The organism is Streptosporangium sp. NPDC023825 (genome assembly GCF_040639575.1).
Lineage (GTDB): Bacteria > Actinomycetota > Actinomycetes > Streptosporangiales > Streptosporangiaceae > Streptosporangium.
This window is the reverse complement of the sequence record NZ_JBFAAE010000082.1, coordinates 13128-33688: the sequence shown is the minus strand read 5'-3', so window position 1 is coordinate 33688 and position 20561 is coordinate 13128. Positions and strand designations below refer to the sequence as shown.

Sequence of the window (20561 nt, the reverse complement as noted above, 5' to 3'; positions counted from 1 at the left end):
AACACCGCGTCCAGCAGCGCCGGGTGCACCCCGAAGCGCGCCGCGTCGGCGTGCGCCTGCTCGGGCAGCGCGATCTCGGCGAACACCTCGCCCGGCTTCGTCCAGGCCCGCGTCACTCCCTGGAAGACCGGCCCGTACTCCAGGCCGACCGCCGCGAGATCGTCGTACAGACCATCGACCGCCACCGGCCGCGCGTCCACCGGCGGCCACTGCGTCAGCTCGAACGCCGCCACCGATAGTGGTTCCGCGCTCAGCAGTCCCTCGGCATGGCTCGTCCATGGGGCAGTGGGGTCGTTTTCCGGACGCGAGTGGACCGCGACCGCCCTGCCGCCGGACTCCTCAGCTCCGACGACGACCTGGACCTGGACCCCGCCCTCGACGGGCAGGAGCAGCGGGGCCTGCAGCGTCAGCTCCCGCACCAGCGGCCGGCCCACCTCGGCCCCGGCCCGCAACACCAGCTCCAGCAAACCGGTACCCGGCAACAACACCGTCCCGTTCACCGCGTGATCGGCCAGCCACGGCTGCGCGGCCACCGACAGGCGCCCGCTGAAGACCACCGACTCACCACCGGCGACCTCCGTCACCGCACTCAGCATCGGATGATCAAGCGCACCCAGTCCGGCGGCACTCATCTCCCCGACCCCACCACGTGCCGAGATCCAGTACCGCTCCCGCTGGAAGGCGTAGGTCGGCAGGTCGATCTGCCGCGCCGGGGCGAGGATCGCCGTCCAGTCCACGCCCACACCGTGGGTGTGCAGCCGGCCCAGTGCCTCGACCAGCGTCCGGATCTCGTCGCGATCCTTGCGCGCGACCGCGACGAACGTTCCGTCCTCGACGCTCTGCTGGGCCAGCGCGGTCAGGGTGGTGTCCGGTCCGATCTCCACGAACACACCCGCCTGGCAGGCGACCACCCCGTCGGCAAAACGCACCGCTTCGCGCACATGCCGCACCCAATAGGCCGGGTCGGTCAGCAGACCCGGCTCAGCAGGCCGGCCCGTCACGTTGGACACGACCGGAATGCTCGGCTCACTGAAAGTCAGCGCGGAGACGACCTGCTCGAACTCGGCCAGCATCGGCTCCATCAACGGCGAGTGGAACGCGTGCGAGACCCGCAGCCTGCGCGTGCGCGCACTCACCAAGCCCGCGATCTCCTCCACCGCGCTCTCGCTACCGGAGATCACCACGGCCTGAGGGCCGTTCACCGCGGCGATGCTCACATCCTCGCGGCCCTCCAGCAGAGGAAGGACCTCCGCCTCGGGGGCGGCGACGGCCAGCATCGCCCCACCCTCCGGCAGCGCCTGCATCAACCGGGCCCGAGCCGTGACCAGGGCACACGCATCTGGCAGCGACAACACCCCGGCCACATGAGCCGCCGCGATCTCCCCGACCGAGTGACCCACCAGCACATCCGGGGTCACCCCCAACGAAGTGAGCAGACGGTACAGAGCGACCTCGAAGGCGAACAGCGCCGGCTGGGTCATCCCCGTCTCGGCCAGCACCTCGTCCGGACCGGAGAACATCGCCTCGCGCACCGACCCCGGCAACAACGCGCAGATCTCCTCCAGCGCCTCGGCGAACACCGGGAACGCGGAGGCCAGCTCACGGCCCATGCCCACCCGCTGGCTGCCCTGACCGGCGAACAACATCGCCAACCGGCCACCACCGGCCGCTTCCAACGTCGTCGTGCCGTCGGCCAGAGCACGCAGACCCGCCAGCAGCTCGGCCTGGTCGGCGCCGACCACCACCGCGCGCTGCTCCAGCACCGCACGGCCCGTCGCCAGCGTCCAGGCCGCGTCAGCCGAGTTCAGCTCCGGCTGAGCCTCCACCCACGACGCGAGCTGCCCGGCCTGCGCCCGCAACGCCTCCGGCGTCTTGGCCGAGAGCAGCCACGGCGTCACCGGCGACTCTGTGCCGGAGGGCTCCGGCTCCACCGCGGGACCCTGCTCGATGATCACGTGCGCGTTCGTGCCGCTGATCCCGAAGGAGGAGACCGCAGCCCGGCGCGGACGGTCCTCCACATCCCATGTACGGGCCTCGGTCAGCAACTCCACCGCGCCCGCCGACCAGTCCACGTACGGCGAGGGCTCATCGGCGTGCAACGTCCGCGGCATGACGCCGTTGCGCAGCGCCATCACCATCTTGATCACACCGGCCACGCCGGCGGCGGCCTGCGCGTGGCCGATGTTCGACTTGATGGAACCCAGCCACAGCGGCCGGTCCTCCGGCCGGTCCTGACCGTAGGTGGCCAGCAACGCCTGCGCCTCGATCGGGTCACCCAGCACCGTTCCCGTGCCGTGCGCCTCGACCACATCGACATCCGCCGCCGACAGGCCCGCGTTCGCCAGCGCCTGGCGGATCACCCGCTGCTGCGCCGGACCGTTCGGCGCCGTCAGGCCGTTGCTCGCGCCGTCCTGGTTGACCGCGCTGCCCCGCACCACGGCCAGCACCCGGTGACCGTTGCGGCGAGCGTCCGAGAGCCGCTCGACCAGCAGCACACCGATGCCTTCGCCCCAGCCGGTGCCGTCGGCCTCCGCGGAGAACGCCTTGCACCGCCCGTCCGCCGACAGGCCACGCTGCCGCGAGAACTCCACGAAGGTACTCGGCGTGGCCATCACCGTGACGCCGCCCGCCAGGGCCAGGTCGCATTCGCCCGACCGCAGGGACTGCGCCGCCCAGTGCAGCGCCACCAGCGACGACGAGCACGCCGTGTCCACCGTGACCGCCGGACCCTCCAGGCCCAGGGTGTACGACACCCGGCCCGAGGCGACACTGCCTGAGCTGCCGGTGCCGATCAGGCCTTCCAGCTCGCCCGGCGCGTCAGAGAGCTGGGGCGCGTAGTCGTGGTACATCACCCCGGCGAAGACACCCGTCCGGCTGCCACGCAGCCGATCGGGATTCATCCCCGCCCGCTCGATCGCCTCCCATGACGCCTCCAGCAGCAACCGCTGCTGCGGATCCATCGCGAGAGCCTCACGCGGCGAGATCCCGAAGAACCCGGGGTCGAACTCGGCGGCCTCGTACAGGAACCCGCCGTGCCTGGAGTACGAGGTACCCCGGCTGTCCGGGTCCGGATCGTACAATTTCGCCAGGTCCCAGCCCCGATCGGTCGGGAAGTCGCCGATGGCGTCGGTGCCGGACGACACCAGATCCCACAGAGCCTCGGGCGAGGAGACGCCGCCGGGGAACCGGCAGGCCATCCCCACGATCGCGATCGGCTCGTCGGCCACCGAGACATCGGCCACGACCGCCTGCGAGACCTGACCACCGGCCAGCTCCCCTGCCAGGTAGTCCGCCACCGCCTCAGCGGTCGGGTAGTCGAAGATAAGGGTGGCCGGCAACCGCAGCCCGGTCGCCGTGCTGAGCTGGTTGCGGAACTCGACCGCGGTGAGGGAGTCGAAACCGAGCTCCTGGAAGCGCTTGGCCGACTCGACCGCCTCCGTGTCGGAGAAGCCGAGGACCGTCGCCGCCTGGGTACGCACCAGCCGGAGAAGATCAGTCGGATCCGTCGCGGCCGTACTGGTACGTCGGGTGGGCACGCGGACCAGCCCGCGAAGGGCCGCGGGGAGGGTGCCGGCGTGGGCCTGGGCCTGCAGGGCGGGGAGGTTCAGCGCGGCCGGGACCAGCACGGCGTGCTCGTGGTCGATCGCGACGTCGAACAGGGCCAGACCGTCGTCGACGGGCAGCGGCGTGATGCCGCCACGCTCAAGGCGGTTCAGGTCGGATTCGGTCAGGTCGCCCGCCATGCCACCCGAGGCCCACAGACCCCAGGCCAGCGACGTGGCCGGCAGTCCCTGCGCCCGGCGCTGCTCGGCGAGGGCGTCCAGGAAGGTGTTGGCCGCGGCGTAGTTGCCCTGGCCCGCGCTGCCCAGCACGCCGGAGAGCGAGGAGAACAGCACGAACGCCGACAGGTCCAGCTCCCGGGTCAGCTCGTGGAGATACCAGGCCGCGTCGGCCTTCGGCCGCAGGACGGCGTCGAAGCGCTCCGGGGTGAGAGAGCCGACGACCCCGTCGTCCAGCACGCCCGCCGTGTGCACGACACCGGCCGGCGGGACCGACGCGACCAGCCGCGCCAGATCCTCTCGATCGCCGACGTCACAGGCCGCCACCTGCACGGAGGCGCCCAGCTCGGTCAGCTCGGCCACCAGCTCGGCGGCTCCGGGCGCCTCGGCGCCACGCCGGCTGGCCAGCAGCAGGTGCCGCACGCCATGGGCCGTCACCAGGTGCCTGGCCACGACCGCGCCCAGACCGCCGGTGCCGCCGGTGACCAGCACCGTGCCCTCAGGACCGAACACCGGATCGAGCACCGGACCGGCGTCGCCGGAAAGCGCCGGTTCCGCGACCGCGCGTTCGGCGACCCGGCTCAACCTCGGCACCAGGAACTGCCCGGCCCGCACCGCCACCTGCGGCTCGCCCGTGGCCAGCGCCCGGCCGACCATGCCCGCGTCGAAGGGTTCGGTGTCCAGGTCCAGCAGCACGAACCGGCCAGGCTGTTCGGCCTGCGCCGCCCGTACCAGGCCCCACACCGCCGCCTGCGCCAGATCCGGCACCTCACCGGCCACCGCCACCACCGCGCCATGCGTGACGACGACCAGCGGCGACGGGCCCGGTTCCGCCTGCAGGGCGGCGAGGACCGCGTTCGTGGCGCGCCTGATCGCCTCGGGAACGGGCGCGTCGTCCGAAGGCACGTCGAGAATCGCGTACGAGAGATCCGTCTGTCCGGTACGGCCGGCCTGCACCCAGTCCAGCTGGAACAGGGAGTTGTGACGCACCGCCGACCGGTCGGCGGATCGAGGACGGAGGATGAGCGATCCGACTTCCGCGACGGCCGTCCCCGCGGTGTCCGCCACCGCCACGCCGAACACGCCGGTGCCGCCCGCCGGGGTGATGCGGACCCGCAGGGCGGTCGCCCCCTCGGCGTGCAGCGTCACGTCGTTCCAGGCGAAGGGGATGTACGGTCGGCCGGGTTCCGCGTCGGGCAGGAGCCCGGCCATCGGGATGGCGTGCAGGGAGGCGTCGAGCAGTGCCGGATGCAGCCCGAACCGCCGGGCGTCGGCGCCGGACTGCTCCGGCAGGGCGATCTCGGCGTAGACGGCGCCGTCCTGCCGCCAGGCGGCCTGGAGGCACTGGAACGTCTCGCCGTACTCCATGCCGATCGCGGTGAGGTCGGCGTAGACGTTTTCGACATCGAGGACCTCGGCACCGGGCGGCGGCCACTGCGCGAGATCGAAGGCGGGCGCGACGGCGGCTGCCGGGGCGAGGACGCCCTGGGCGTTCTGCCGCCAGTCCGCGGCGTCCCCGGCGCGCGAGTGGATCGTCACCTGGCGGCGGCCGGAATCGTCGGCGCCCGCGACCACGACTTGAAGCTGGAGGCCGCCACCCGCGGCCAGCACCATGGGAGCTTGGAGGGTGAGCTCGTCGAGCACCGGGCAACCGGTCTCGTCCCCGGCGCGTATCGCGAGCTCGACCTGCGCCGCGCCCGGTACGACCACCTGGCCGTCGACGAGGTGGTCGGCCAGCCACGGCTGCGCGGACAGGGACAGGCGGCCGATGAGCGTGAGCGTGCCGGAACCGGGGGCCGGGACGACGGCGGTCAGCAATGGGTGGCCCACCGCCACCAGGCCGCCGCCGGAGGCGACCTCGGCGGTGGCGTCGAGCCAGTAGCGACGGCGCTGGAAGGCATAGGTGGGCAGCTCGATGTGCCTGGTGGGCACCGAGGCGAAGTAGGTGTCCCAGTCGACCATGACACCGTGGGTGTGCAGCCGGCCGAGCGCCTCGATCAGCGTCCGGATCTCGTCGCGGTCCTTGCGCGCGGTCGCGACGAAGACGCCGGTCTCGACGCTCTGCTGGGCCAGACCGGTCAGCACCCCGTCCGGTCCGACCTCCACGAACACACCCGCCTGGCAGGCGGTGACCCCGTCGGCGAAGCGCACCGCCTCGCGCACATGCCGCACCCAGTACGCCGGGTCGGTCAGCAGACCCGGCTCGGCGGGCCGGCCCGTCACGTTGGACACGACCGGGATACTCGGCTCACTGAAAGTCAGCCCGGAGACGACCTGCTCGAACTCCGCCAGCATCGGCTCCATCAACGGCGAGTGGAACGCGTGCGAGACCCGCAGCCTGCGCGTCCGCGCACTCACCAAGCCCGCGATCTCCTCCACCGCGCTCTCGCTACCGGAGATCACCACGGCCTGAGGGCCGTTCACGGCAGCGATGCTCACATCCTGGCGGCCCTCCAGCAGGGGGAGCACCTCCGCCTCGGGGGCGGCAATGGCCAGCATCGCCCCACCCTCCGGCAGCGCCTGCATCAACCGGGCCCGAGCGGAGACCAACGTGCAGGCGTCGGCCAGCGACAGCACTCCGGCCACGTGCGCGGCGGCGATCTCTCCCACCGAGTGACCCACCAGAACGTCCGGGGTCACCCCCAGCGAGGCGAGCAGCCGGTACAGGGCTACCTCGAAGGCGAACAGCGCCGGCTGGGTCATCCCCGTCTCGCCCAGCACACCGTCAGGGTCGGAGAACATCGCCTCACGCACCGACCCCGGCAACAACGCGCAAATCTCGTCCAGCGCCTCGGCGAACACCGGGAACGCGGAGGCCAGCTCACGGCCCATGCTCACCCGCTGGCTGCCCTGACCGGCGAACAACATCGCCAACCGGCCACCACCGGCCGCTTCCAGCGCCGTCGTGCCGTCGGCCAGAGCACGCAGACCCGCCACCAGCTCGGCCCGATCCGCGCCGACCACCACCGCGCGCTGTTCCAGCACCGAACGGGCCGAGACCAGCGCCTTGCCGACGGTGGTCGGCGGGACGTCGTCCTGTGACGCCCAGTCCGCGAGCCGGGCGGCCTGCGCCCGGAGGGCCTCGCCGTCGTTGGCGGAGATCAGCCACGGGACGACGGGCAGTTCGGCGTCGTCGGCGGGTACGGTGGCGGCCGGGCTCTGCTCGATGATCACGTGTGCGTTCGTGCCGCTCACGCCGAAGGACGAGACACCGGCCCGGCGCGGACGGTCATCCGCATCCCACGGGCGGGCCTCGGTCAGCAGCTCGACGGCTCCGGCCGTCCAGTCCACGTGCGGCGAGGGCTCCTCGGCGTGCAGCGTCCGGGGCAGCGTCCCGTGCCGCATCGCCATCACCATCTTGATGACGCCGCCGACACCGGCGGCGGCCTGCGTGTGACCGATGTTGGACTTCAGCGACCCCAGCCACAGCGGCCGGTCCTCGGGGCGGTCCTGACCGTAGGTGGCCAGGATGGCCTGCGCCTCGATCGGGTCGCCCAGCACCGTTCCCGTGCCGTGCGCCTCGACCGCGTCCACGTCCGCGGTCGACAGTCCGGCGTTGGCCAGCGCCTGGCGGATCACCCGCTCCTGTGCCGGGCCGTTCGGGGCGGTCAGGCCGTTGCTCGCGCCGTCCTGGTTGATCGCGCTGCCCCGCATGACGGCGAGGACCTGGTGCCCGTTGCGGCGAGCGTCCGAGAGCCGCTCGACCAGCAGCATGCCGACACCCTCGCCCCAGCCGGTGCCGTCGGCCTCCGCGGAGAACGCCTTGCACCTGCCGTCCGCTGCTAGCCCGCGCTGCCGGGAGAACTCGATGAAGACGCTGGGCGTGGCCATGACGGTCACACCGCCGGCCAGTGCCAGGTCGCACTCACCCGAACGCAGGGACTGCGCGGCCAGGTGCAGCGCGACCAGCGACGACGAGCACGCCGTGTCGACCGTGACCGCCGGACCCTCCAGCCCGAAGGTGTAGGCGACCCGGCCCGAGGCGATGCTGCCCGCGCTGCCGTTGAGGACGAAACCCTCGAAGCCCTCGGGCGCGTGCGGCAGTCGGCCGCCGTAGTCGTGATACATCACCCCGGCGAAGACGCCCGTCCGGCTGCCGCGTATCGCCTTCGGGCTGATCCCCGCCCGCTCGATCGCCTCCCACGAGGTCTCCAGCAGCAGCCGCTGCTGCGGGTCCATCGCGGTGGCCTCGCGCGGCGAGATGCCGAACAGGGCGGCGTCGAACCGGTCGGCGTCGTGGAGGAAGCCGCCTTCGCGCGCGTAGCTCGTACCGGCGTGGGCGGGATCGGGATCGTAGAGCCGCTCCAGGTCCCAGCCACGGTTGTCGGGGAAGGTGCTGATCGCGTCGTCGGCCCGGACGAGGAGTCGCCACAGGTCGTCGGGAGAGACCACGCCGCCGGGGTAGCGGCAGGCCATGCCCACGATCGCGATGGGCTCGTCCGCGGGACCGGTGTGGGCGCTCACCTGGTCGGCGCGCGAGGCTCCGGTGAGCTGCTCGTGCAGGTGCTCGGCGAGCGCGTCCGTGGTGGGGAAGTTGAACAGCAGGGTGGCGGGCAATCTCAGCCCGGTGGCGGCGTTGAGCCTGTTGCGCAACTCGACGGAGCTCAGCGAGTCGAAGCCGAGGTCCTTGAAGGCCGCCTCGGCGTCCACGGCGTCGGCGTCGGTGTGCCCGAGCACGAGCGCGATGTTCGTCCTGATGAGCGAGAGCAGTGCCGCCTTGTCCGCTCCCGCCCGCACGGGCCTGGCCGTCGCGGCGCGCCGCGCCGGGGGCTTGACCAGCGCCCGGAAGACCGCGGGGATCTCGTCCTGGCGGCGCAGTGCCGCGGTGTCGAGGCGGGCGGGAATCTGCACTTCCCTGTCGAGCGTGAGGGCCGTGTCCAGCAGGGCCATGCCCTGCGCCGCCGGGAGCGGCGCGAGCCCGATCCTGCCGAGCCGGGCCACGTCGGCCTGGCTGAGCGCGCCCGCCATGCCGTTGTCGGTCTCCCACAGCCCCCAGGCCAGGGAGAGGGCGGGCAGCCCCTGCGCACGGCGGTGCGAGGCCAGCGCGTCCAGGTAGGCGTTGGCCGCGGCGTAGTTTGCCTGGCCGGCGCTGCCGACGATGCCGGCGATGGAGGAGTACATCACGAAGAACGACAGGTCGAGCTCGCCGGTGAGCTCGTGCAGGTACCAGGCCGCGTCCGCCTTCGGCGCGAAGACCCGGTCGATCCGCTCCGGGGTCAGCGACGTCACGGCGCCGTCGTCGACGACCCCGGCCAGATGGATCACACCGGTCAGCGGCCGGTCGTCGGGAACGGCCACCAGCAGGGCGGCGAGCTCGGCCCGATCGGACACGTCGCAGGCGGCGATCGTGACCTGCGCGCCGAGCGACGTGAGCTCGGCCAGCAGTTCGTCGGCTCCGGGCGCCGCCGGGCCGCGGCGACCGGCCAGCAGCAGGTGCCGGACCCCGTGCTCGGTGACGAGCCGGCGCGCGGCCAGGGTGGCGAGCTCGCCGGTGCCGCCGGTCAGCAGTACCGTGCCCGCCGGAGTTCCGGACGAGCGCTCGATCACCGGCGCGTTGACCAGCGGTACGATGCGCGGCACGCGGACCGTACCGGACCGCAGGGCGAGCTGTGGCTCGCCGGAAGCGCAGGCGCGAAGCAGCGCGGCTTCCGAGTCGGGGTGACCGTCGGTGTCCAGGAGGACGAACCGCCCGGCGTGCTCGGACTGGACGGATCGGATCAGCCCCCAGATCGGGGCGGTGGACAGGTCGGGTACCTCCCCCTCGGCCACGCTGACCGCGCCGCTGGTCACCACCACCAGCTGCGACCGCGCGAGCCGCTCGTCCGCGAGCCATTCCTGGACGAGCGCCAGCACCTCGTACGTCCGCTCGCGGCCCACACCGGCCGGGACGCGCACGAGGACCTGCTCCGCGCCGATGCCCTCCTCCGGGGAGGAGAGATCGCGGAGTTCCACCACTCGTCCGGGTTCCGCCCCACCGGCTCGTACGCTCACCCAGTCCAGCACGTACGGCGTGCGCTCCGGAGACAGTTCCGTCGCCACGGGCCTGACCACCAGGGAGTCCACCGTGAGGATCGGCGCGCCGGTGTGGTCGGCGACGCTCAGCGAGAGCTCGCCCGGCCCCTTGGCGGTGGTCCGTACCCGCGCCACGGTCCCGCCCGCCCCGTGCGCCGAGACGCCGGACCAGGCGAAGGGCAGGAACGGGTGGCCGGGCTCGCTGGACGGCAGGAGATCGCCGAGCGTGATGGAGTGCAGTACCGCGTCGAGAAGGGCGGGGTGGAACCCGAACCGCTCCGCGCCGGCCTGCACCTGGTCGGGCAGGACGATCTCGGCGTAGACGGCGCCGTCCCGCTGCCAGGCGCTCACCAGGCCCTGGAAGGCGCTGCCGTACTCCAGGCCTGTGACGGCCAGGTTGTCGTAGAGGTCATCGATGTCGATGGGCCGCGCGCCGGGCGGCGGCCACTGCGCCAGGTCGAAGCCGGGTGCGGCGGCGGCGGGGCCGAGCGTCCCCTGGGCGTGCCGCTGCCAGGTGGTCGTGCCTTCGGGCCTGGAGTACAGGGCCAGGCCGCGCCGGCCGCCGTCGTCGGGAGCGTCGATGACGACCTGAAGCTGGACGGGGTGGTCGTGCGTGAGGACGAGGGGGGCCTGCAGGGCCAGTTCGGAGACCGTCTCGCAGTCCTCGATCTCGGCCGCGGCACGCAGCGCTATCTCGAGGAAGCCCGTGCCGGGAAGGATGGCCGTGCCGTTGACCGCGTGGTCGGCGAGCCAGGGCAGCGTGGTCAGGGAGAGCCGCCCGGTGAGCGTGAGGCTGTCGCCGTCGGGTGCCGGGATGGTGGCGCTGAGGATCGGGTGGTCGACGACGCTGAGCCCGGCCGCTGCCACGTCGCTGCCGGATCTGCCTGATTCCAACCAGTAGCGCTGATGCTGGAAGGCGTAGGTCGGCAGGTCGATCTGCCGCGCCGGGGTGAGGATCGTCGTCCAGTCGACGGTCGCACCGTGGGTGTGCAGCCGGCCCAGTGCCTCGACCAGCGTCCGGATCTCGTCTCGGTCCTTGCGCGCGGTCGCGACGAACGTTCCGTCCTCGACGCTCTGCTGGGCCAGCGCGGTCAGGGTGGTGTCCGGTCCGATCTCCACGAACACGTTCGCCTGGCAGGCGACCACCCCGTCGGCGAAGCGCACCGCTTCGCGCACATGCCGCACCCAGTACGCCGGGTCGGTCAGCAGACCCGGCTCGGCGGGCCGGCCCGTCACGTTGGACACGACCGGAATGCTCGGCTCACTGAAAGTCAGGGCGGAGACGACCTGCTCGAACTCGGCCAGCATCGGCTCCATCAGGGGCGAGTGGAACGCGTGCGAGACGCGCAAGCGTCGGGTGCGGACACTCACCAGACCCGCGATCTCCTCCACCGCGTTCTCACTGCCGGAGATCACCACCGAGGCCGGGCCGTTGACCGCCGCGATGCTCACGTCCTGGCGGCCCTCCAGCAGCGGAAGGACCTCCGCCTCGGGAGCGGCGATGGCCAGCATCGCCCCGCCCTCGGGCAGCGCCTGCATCAACCGGGCCCGAGCCGTGACCAGGGCACACGCATCTGGCAGCGACAACACCCCGGCCACATGAGCCGCCGCGATCTCCCCGACCGAGTGACCCACCAGCACATCCGGGGTCACCCCCAGCGAGGCGAGCAGACGGTAGAGAGCAACTTCGAAGGCGAACAGCGCCGGCTGGGTCATCCCCGTCTCGGCCAGCACCTCGTCCGGACCGGAGAACATCGCCTCGCGCACCGAGCCGGGCAACAACGCGCAGATCTCCTCCAGCGCCTCGGCGAACACCGGGAACGCGGAGGCCAGCTCACGGCCCATGCCCACCCGCTGGCTGCCCTGACCGGCGAACAACATCGCCAACCGGCCACCACCGGCCGCTTCCAGCGCCGTCGTGCCGTCGGCCAGAGCACGCAGACCGGCCACCAGCTCGGCCCGATCAGCGCCCGCCACCGCCGCGCGCTGCTCCAGCACCGCACGGCCCGTCGCCAGCGTCCAGGCGACATCCGCCACGTCGAGCTCGGGCCGCTCCTCCACCCACGACGCGAGCCGGGAAGCCTGCCCCCGAAGCGCCTCCGGAGTCCTGGCCGAGACCAGCCACGGCGTCACCGGCAACTCAGCGCCGGAAGGTTCCGGCTCCACCGCCGGACCCTGCTCGATGATCACGTGCGCGTTCGTCCCGCTCACCCCGAAGGACGACACCGCCGCCCGGCGCGGGCGGTCGCCGGTGTCCCACGAACGCGCCTCGGTCAGCAGCTCGACGGCACCCGCCGACCAGTCGACGTGCGGCGAGGGCTCATCGGCGTGCAACGTCTGCGGCATGACGCCGTTGCGCAGCGCCATCACCATCTTGATCACGCCACCGACACCGGCGGCCGCCTGCGCGTGACCGATGTTGGACTTCAACGACCCCAGCCACAGCGGCCGGTCCTCCGGCCGGTCCTGGCCGTAGGTGGCGATCAGCGCCTGCGCCTCGATCGGGTCGCCCAGCACCGTTCCCGTGCCGTGCGCCTCGACCACGTCCACGTCCGCGGTCGAAAGACCGGCGTTCGCCAGCGCCTGGCGGATCACCCGCTGCTGCGCCGGACCGTTCGGGGCGGTGAGCCCGTTGCTCGCGCCGTCCTGGTTGATCGCGCTGCCGCGGACCACGGCCAGCACCCGGTGGCCGTTGCGCCGGGCGTCCGACAGCCGCTCGACCAGCAGCACACCCACGCCCTCGGCCCAGCCGGTGCCGTCGGCCTCCGCGGAGAACGCCTTGCACCGTCCGTCCGCCGACAGGCCACGCTGCCGGGAGAACTCCACGAACGTGCCGGGCGAGGCCATCACCATCACGCCGCCCGCGAGCGCCAGGTCGCACTCGCCCGTGCGCAGCGCCTGCGTGGCCAGATGCAGGGCGACCAGCGACGACGAGCACGCCGTGTCCACCGTGACCGCCGGACCCTCCAGGCCCAGGGTGTAGGACACCCGGCCGGAGGCGACGCTGGCCAGGCCGCCGGTGAGAAGGTATCCCTCCACGGACTCCGCGCCCTCGAAGCGCCGCGGCCCGTACTCCATCGGGGCGATGCCGGTGAACACTCCGGTCTGGCTTCCTCGCAGCTCCGCAGCGTCGATGTCGGCGTGCTCGATCGCCTCCCACGACGCCTCCAGCAGCAGGCGCTGCTGCGGATCCATCGCCAACGCCTCACGCGGCGAGATCCCGAAGAAGCCCGCGTCGAACTCGGCCGCGTCGTAGAGGAAGCCGCCGTACCGGGTGGAGGAGGTGCCCCGGTCGTCCGGGTCGCCGGAGAACAGCCGGTCCAGGTCCCAGCCTCGGTCGGTGGGGAACTCGCCGACCACGTCGGCACCGGCGGCCACCAGGTCCCACAGGTCCTCGGGCGAGGACACCCCACCCGGGAACCGGCACGCCATCCCCACGATCGCGATCGGCTCGTCGTATCCGGCCGTCCGGACCGCCGAGGACGCCGAGGGCGCCGCCGTGGTGTCGCCCAGCAGTTCCGCCCGCAGGTACTCCGTCAGCACCGCCGGTGACGGGTAGTCGAACAGCAGCGAACTCGGCAGCCGCAGGCCGGTGGCCGCGTTGAGCCTGTTCCTGAGCTCGACCGCGGTCAGCGAGTCGAAGCCCGCGTCCTTGAACGCGCCCGTCGCGCTGATCACGTGCGGTGTCACGTGCCCGAGCACCAGGGCCGCCTGGCCGCGGACCAGGTCGAGGAGCGTGCGTTCCTGCTCCTCCGGGCTCATCTCGCGCAGGAGCTGCCCGAGTGCCACGTCGCCGGACGCACCGGCCGCGCGGCGCTCGATCGGCTTGCGCAGCAGGCCGCGCAGCATCGCGGGCGCCGGGTCGGCGACCTTCGCGAGGCTCAGCCGCGCGGGAAGCGCCGTCTCCGCCGACGCGGCGAGCGCCGCGTCGAAGAGCGCGAGCGCCTGGTCCGGCGGCATGGGGGCGACGCCCAGCCGCGCCCACCGCGCCAGGTCGGCCGTGGCGAGCGTCGCCCCCATGCCGCCGAACTCCGAGGAGTTGTCCCACAGGCCCCACGCGAGCGCCGTCGCGGGCAGGCCGAGCGCGCGGCGGTGCCGGGCCAGGCCGTCCAGGAACCCGTTGGCCGCGGCGTAGTTCGCCTGGCCCGCGCTGCCCAGCGTGCCCGCGCACGACGAGAACAGCACGAACGCCGACAGGTCGCGGTCGCGGGTCAGCTCGTGCAGGAGCCAGGCGGCCTCGGCCTTGGTCCGCCACACGGCGTCGAGCCGTTCCGGGCTCAGGGCCGAGACGACGCCGTCGTCCAGAACGCCGGCGATGTGCACGACCCCGGTCAGCTCCTGGCAGGAGTCGACGAGCGAGGCCAGCGCGTCGCGGTCGGACAGGTCGCACGCGGTCAGCTCGACCCGCGCGCCGAGCGCGGTCAGCTCGGCCGCCAGCTCGACGGCCCCGGCCGCCCTCGGGTCGCGGGTGGGCAGCACGAGGTCACGCACGCCGTGCGCGGTGACGAGGTGCCGGGTGACCACTCGTCCCAGCCCGCCCGTGCCGCCGGTGACCAGGACGGTGCCGCCGGGTGTCCACGGCGCCTCCCCCGGCGGCAGGTCGCGCCCGGCCAGCCGGGGAACGAAGATCCTTCCGTCTCGCACCGCCAGCTGCGGCTCGTCGTAGGCGAGGGCGGCGGCGACGGCGTCCTGCGAGGCGCCGTCGTGGTCGAGCAGCACGAACCGGCCGGGGTACTCGGTCTGCGCGGACCGCACCAGACCCCAGACGGCCGTCGCGGCCGGGTCGGTCTCCTCGCCGGTCGCGCCCCTGGTGAGGATCACCAGCCGCGAGGACGAGGGGTGGTCGCCGGCGAGCCGGTCCTGGACGGCGGAGAGCACGCGCAGCACGGCTTCACGCGCACGTGCCGTCTCGTCGCGCTCGCCCCTATCGTCCTGCCCGTCCTCGTCCGCCCAGTCCAGGAACACGTCATCGGAGGCCGGGGCGCCGCCGGTGGCCGGCACCGGGACCCAGTCGACCGCGAACAGCCCGACGTGTTCCGTGGGAACGCCGCCGGGGCCGCCGGTCTCCAGCCAGTACCGCTCGCGCTGGAAGGCGTAGGTGGGCAGCTCGATGTGACCTGCGGGCACCGAGGCGAAGTAGGTGTCCCAGTCGACGGCTGTGCCGCAGGTGTGGAGCCGGCCGAGGGCCTGCACGAAGGTGCGGCTCTCCTCCCGCTCCTTGCGCGCGGCCGCGACGAACACGCCGTCGGCGAGCGTCTGCTGGGCCAGGCCGGTCAGGATGCCCTCGGGTCCGACCTCGAGGAAGACGCTCGCCTCGGTGGCGCTGATCGCGTCGGCGAAGCGGACCGGCCGCCGCACGTGCTCGACCCAGTACCGGGCGTCGGTGAGCTGTCCGGGGGCCGTGAGGTCGCCGGTGACGGCGGAGACGACCGGGACGCGGGGCTCGTGGTAGGTGACGGTGGCCGCGATCCGCCCGAACTCGGCCAGCATCGGTTCCATCAGCGGCGAGTGGGAGGCGTGCGAGACCCGCAGCCGGCGCGTGCGCACGGTGACCCGCTGGGCGATCTCCTCGACCACGGACTCGACGCCGGAGATCACCACCGAGGTGGGCGCGTTGACGGCCGCGATGGCGACCTGGTCCTCGCGCCCCTCGACGAACGGCAGCACGTCGGCTTCCGACGCGGCGATCGCGAGCATCGCCCCGCCCGGGGGAAGCGCCTGCATCAGCCTGGCCCGTGCCGCGACCAGCGTGCAGGCGTCGGCCAGGGAGAAGACTCCCGCCACGTGGGCGGCGGCGATCTCGCCGACGGAGTGACCGGTCACGACGTCCGGCCTGACACCCAGGGAGTCCAGCAGGCGGGAGAGCGCGACCTCGAAGGCGAAGAGGGCGGGCTGGGTCATCAGCGTCTCGTCGAGCACGCCGCCGGGATCGGCGAACATCGTCTCGAGGAGCGGGTACGGCAACAGCGGGTCCAGCAGGGCGCAGATCTCCTCCAGCGCCTCGGCGAACACCGGGAAGGCGGCGGCCAGGTCGCGGCCCATGCCCAGCCGCTGGCTGCCCTGCCCGGTGAACAGCAGGGCCAGCCTGCCGCCGTGGCCGCTGCCGGTCACCACGTCGGGCGCCGCCGTACGCCCGGCCAGTGCCCGCAGGCCCGCCAGCAGCTCCTCGCGGTCGGCGCCGACGACCACCGCGCGCTGTTCCAGCAGCGCGCGGTCACCGGCCAGGGCGGCGCCGGTCGCGGCGATCGGCGTGTCCGGCGTCATCCATGAGGCGAGCCGCCCGGCCTGTGCCCGCAGCGCCTCCGGGCTCTTCGCGGAGATCAACCAGGGCGTGACGGGCAGCTCGACACCGTCGGTGTCCGTGTCCGGCTCCTGGGGCCCCTGCTCGATGATCACGTGCGCGTTGGTGCCGCTGATGCCGAAGGAGGAGATCGCCGCCCGGCGCGGGCGCTCCTCGGCGTCCCACGGGCGGGCCTCGGTCAGCAGCTCGACGGCTCCGGCCGTCCAGTCCACGTGCGGCGACGGTTCCTCGGCGTGCAGCGTCCGGGGCAGCGTCCCGTGCCGCATCGCCATCACCATCTTGATCACACCGCCGACGCCCGCGGCGGCCTGGGCGTGACCGATGTTCGACTTCAACGACCCCAGCCACAGCGGCCGGTCCTCGGAACGGTCCTGACCGTACGTGGCCAGGATGGCCTGCGCCTCGATCGGGTCGCCGAGCATGGTCCCGGTGCCGTGGGCCTCGACCGCGTCGACGTCGGCCGCCGACAGGTTCGCGTTGGCCAGGGCCTGGCGGATCAGGCGCTGCTGGGAGGGGCCGTTGGGGGCGGTCAGGCCGTTGCTCGCGCCGTCCTGATTGATCGCGCTGCCGCGCATGACGGCGAGGACCTGGTGCCCGTTGCGGCGGGCGTCCGAGAGCCGCTCGACGAGCAGCATGCCGATGCCCTCGGCCCAGCCGGTGCCGTCGGCCTCCGCGGAGAACGCCTTGCACCTGCCGTCCGGCGACAGGCCACGCTGGCGGGAGAACTCCACGAACATGCCGGGCGAGGCCATCACGGTCGCGCCGCCGGCGAGAGCGAGGTCGCAGTCGCCCGACCGCAGCGACTGAGCGGCCAGGTGCAGCGCCACCAGCGACGACGAGCACGCCGTGTCCACCGTGACGGCCGGGCCCTCGAACCCGAACGAGAACGCCACGCGTCCGGAGATCACGCTGCTGGTGGTCCCGGTCAGGATGTAGCCCTCGGCGTTCCCGGTGGCCTCGTGCAGCCTCGGGCCGTAGTCCTGGGCCGTCGCGCCGGCGAACACCCCGGTACGGCTTCCGCGCAACCGGCCGGGGTCGATCCCGGCCCGCTCGATCGCCTCCCACGAGGTCTCCAGCAGCAGCCGCTGCTGCGGGTCCATGGCCAGCGCCTCGCGTGGCGAGATACCGAAGAAGCCGGGGTCGAACTCCGCCGCCCCGTACAGGAATCCGCCGTGCCGGGCGTAGGACGTGCCGCTGCTGCCGGGGTCCGGGTCGTACAGCCCGCCCAGGTCCCAGCCGCGGTCGACGGGGAACTCCCCGATCGCGTCCCCTTCCGAGATCACCAGCTTCCACAGGTCGTCGGGAGAGACCACGCCGCCGGGGAACCGGCATGCCATGCCGACGATCGCGATCGGCTCGTCGTGGCCCACGGCCCGCTCCACCGCCGGCGCCGGCGCGGAGTCACCCGTCAGCTCCGCGCGCAGGAAAGCGGCGAGCGCTGCCGGCGTGGGGTGGTCGAACAGCAGCGAGGTCGGCAGCGGCAGGCCGGTGGCGGTGTTGAGCCTGTTCCTGAGCTCGACCGCGCTGTAGGAGTCGAATCCGAGCGCCTTGAAGGCGGTGCCGGCGTCCACGGTCGCGGTGGTGGCGTGGCCGAGCACGAGCGCGACGCAGGTCCGTACGAGGTCGAGGAGAACCTGCTCCCGCTCCGGCCCGGACAGCCCGGCCAGGCGGCCGGTGAGCGGCCGGGTGTCGTCGGTGCCGGCGGCGGGCGCCGGCGGGGCGGTGTCGGTGAGCCAGTGGCGCGTGCGCTGGAAGGCGTAGGTGGGCAGCTGGACGCGGCGGGCGCCGGGGAACACCGCCTCCGCGTTCATCTCGGCGCCACCGGTCTGCAGCGCGGCGAGCGCGAGGCCCGCGGTGAGAGGTTCCGGCCGGCCGTCCCGCAGCGTGGTGACGAACCGCGCGCCGGCGTCCGGCGGCAGGCACTGCTGTCCCATCGCGGTCAGGACGGCGCCCGGGCCGATCTCCACGAACGTGCTCGTGCCCGCGGCCGCCAGGGCCCGGATACCGTCGCCGAACCGCACGGCCTCGCGCACGTGCCTGACCCAGTGGTCGGGCGAGCACAGCTCCCTGGCGGACGCGGTGGCGCCGGTGAGGTTGGACACGATCGGGATGACCGGCTCGTGGTAGGTGAGCGACTCGGCCACCCGCCGGAACTCCGCCAGCATCGGATCCATCAGCGGCGAGTGGAAGGCGTGGCTGACGCGCAGGCGACGGACCTTGCGCCCGCGCCCGCGCATCTCCTCGGCGATCTCGGCGACGCGGCTCTCCGCGCCGGAGACGACCACGGACTCCGGCCCGTTGATCGCGGCGATGCTCGCCGAGGCGTCGAGGAGAGGAAGGATCTCCTCCTCCGTGGCCTGGACGGCGACCATCGTGCCGCCGACCGGCAGCTCCTGCATCAACCTGCCGCGCGCCGCGACCAGGGCGCAGGCGTCCTCCAGCGACAGCACTCCGGCGACGTGCGCGGCGGAGATCTCGCCGATGGAGTGGCCGATGAGCCGGTCGGGGCGGATGCCCCAGTGCTCGTACAGCCGGGTGAGGGCGACCTCGAAGGCGAAGAGCGCGGGCTGGGTCGTCCCCGTCTCGTCGAGCCGCCCGCCGGCGTCGGTGAACATCGCCTCGAGCAGGTCGCCCTCGAAGCAGGCGGCGACCTCGTCGAGGGCACGCGCGAAGACGGGGTAGGTGTCGTACAGCTCCCGTCCCATGCCGCGACGCTGGCTGCCCTGCCCCGCGTAGAGGAAGGCGATGTCGCCGGTGCGCGGCCGGCCCGTCACGATCTCGGCGGCGAGCTCGCCGCGGGACAGCTGCCCGAGTACGTCGGCCAGGCGCTCCGGCTCGTCCACGACGACGCTCGCCCGGAACGGGAACGCCGTGCGCGTCGCGGCCAGCGAGTAGGCGACGTCCACGGGATCGGCGCCGGGGGTGGCGAGCAGGTGCTCGCGCAGCCGCACGGCCTGGCCGCGCAGCGCGGCCTCGCTCTGCCCGGACAGCGACACGATCAGCGGCCCGGCGGGTGACGCGGACGACTCGGACGACGTGAGCGGCGCCGATGGCTCGGACGACGTGAGCGGCGCGGACGGCGCCGATGGCTCGGACGACGTGGGTGACACGGACAGCGCGGATGGCCCGGACGACGTGGATGACACGGACAGCGCGGATGGCCCGGACGGCTCAGCCGGCGCGGGGGCCTCTTGCGGGCACTCCGCGAGCACCATGTGGCAGTTGGCCCCGCCCATGCCGAACGAGCTGACCCCGGCCACCAGCGGCGCGTCGGCGCGCGGCCAGGGGCTCAGCTCCGTGTTGACCCGGAGGTTGAGCTCGTCGAGGGGGATCCGCGGGTTGGGCGTCTCGAAGTTCAGCGACGCGGGCAGCTCGCGGTGCCTGATGGCCAGCGCGGTCTTCAGGAGGCCGACGATCCCCGCGGCCCCTTCGAGGTGGCCGACGTTGGTCTTGGCCGAGCCGACGAGCAGCGGCGCGCCCGGCTCCCTCGCGGCGCCGATGGCGGTGCCGAGCGCGCGTGCCTCGACGGGGTCGCCGACCCGGGTGCCCGTGCCGTGCAGCTCCACGAACTGGACGTCGGCGGCGCTCACCCCGGCACGCTCGCAGGCCAGGCGGATGACCTCCTCCTGGGCGTGCTGGTCGGGAACGGTGAGGCCCTCGCCGCCGCCGTCGTTGTTGACCGCGCTGCCCGCGATCACGCAGTACACCCGGTCGCCGTCGGCGAGCGCGCGGGCCAGCGGCTTGAGCACGACGATCCCGCCGCCCTCGCCGCGCACGTAGCCGTTGGCGCGCGCGTCGAAGGTGAAGCACCTGCCGTCGGGGGACAGGGCGCCGAACCTGGCGGCGGCCAGCGTGCTGTCGGGGGTGATGTTGAGGTTGACGCCGCCGACGATGGCGAGCCCGGACTCGCCGTTCCGCAGGCTCTCGCACGCCAGGTGCACGGCGGTCAGCGAGGCCGACTGCGCCGAGTCGACGGTCAGGCTGGGGCCCTGCAGCCCGAGGGTGTAGGAGATCCGGTTGGCGAGCAGGGCGCGGCTGAGGCCGGTCAGGCTGTGGCGGGACACGTTGCCCTGGAGCAGCTGGGCGTAGTCGCCGGCCATGGCGCCGATGTAGACGCTCGTGCCGGTGTCGCGCAGGCTCTCCGGGACGATGCCCGCGTCCTCGAGCGCCTCCCAGCTCAGCTCCAGGACCAGCCGCTGCTGGGGGTCCATCATCGCGGCCTCGTTCGGCGCGATGCCGAAGAACTCGGCGTCGAACTCGGCGATTCCGTCGATGAAACCGCCGCGCATCGAGCTGGTCTCCGGCGAGTTCCACCGGCCGCTCGGCACCTCGGTGATGGCGTCACGGCCATCGCGAAGCAACCGCCAGAATGATGCGGGATCGGGTGCGTGGGGAAGGCGACAGGATATGCCGACGATCGCCACCGCGTCGTCGGAGAAAATACGGGAGGAGAGTTCGAATTGCATTGA

General features: G+C 73.1%; 1 protein-coding gene. It reads right to left on the bottom strand.

All coding sequences use genetic code 11. The features are described from left to right. The coding region (locus AB0G15_RS39545) for an SDR family NAD(P)-dependent oxidoreductase (RefSeq protein ID WP_362850438.1) at nucleotides 1-20558 on the bottom strand (20558 nt) is incomplete at its 3' end. Between the last annotated feature and the right edge of the window lie 3 nt (nucleotides 20559-20561).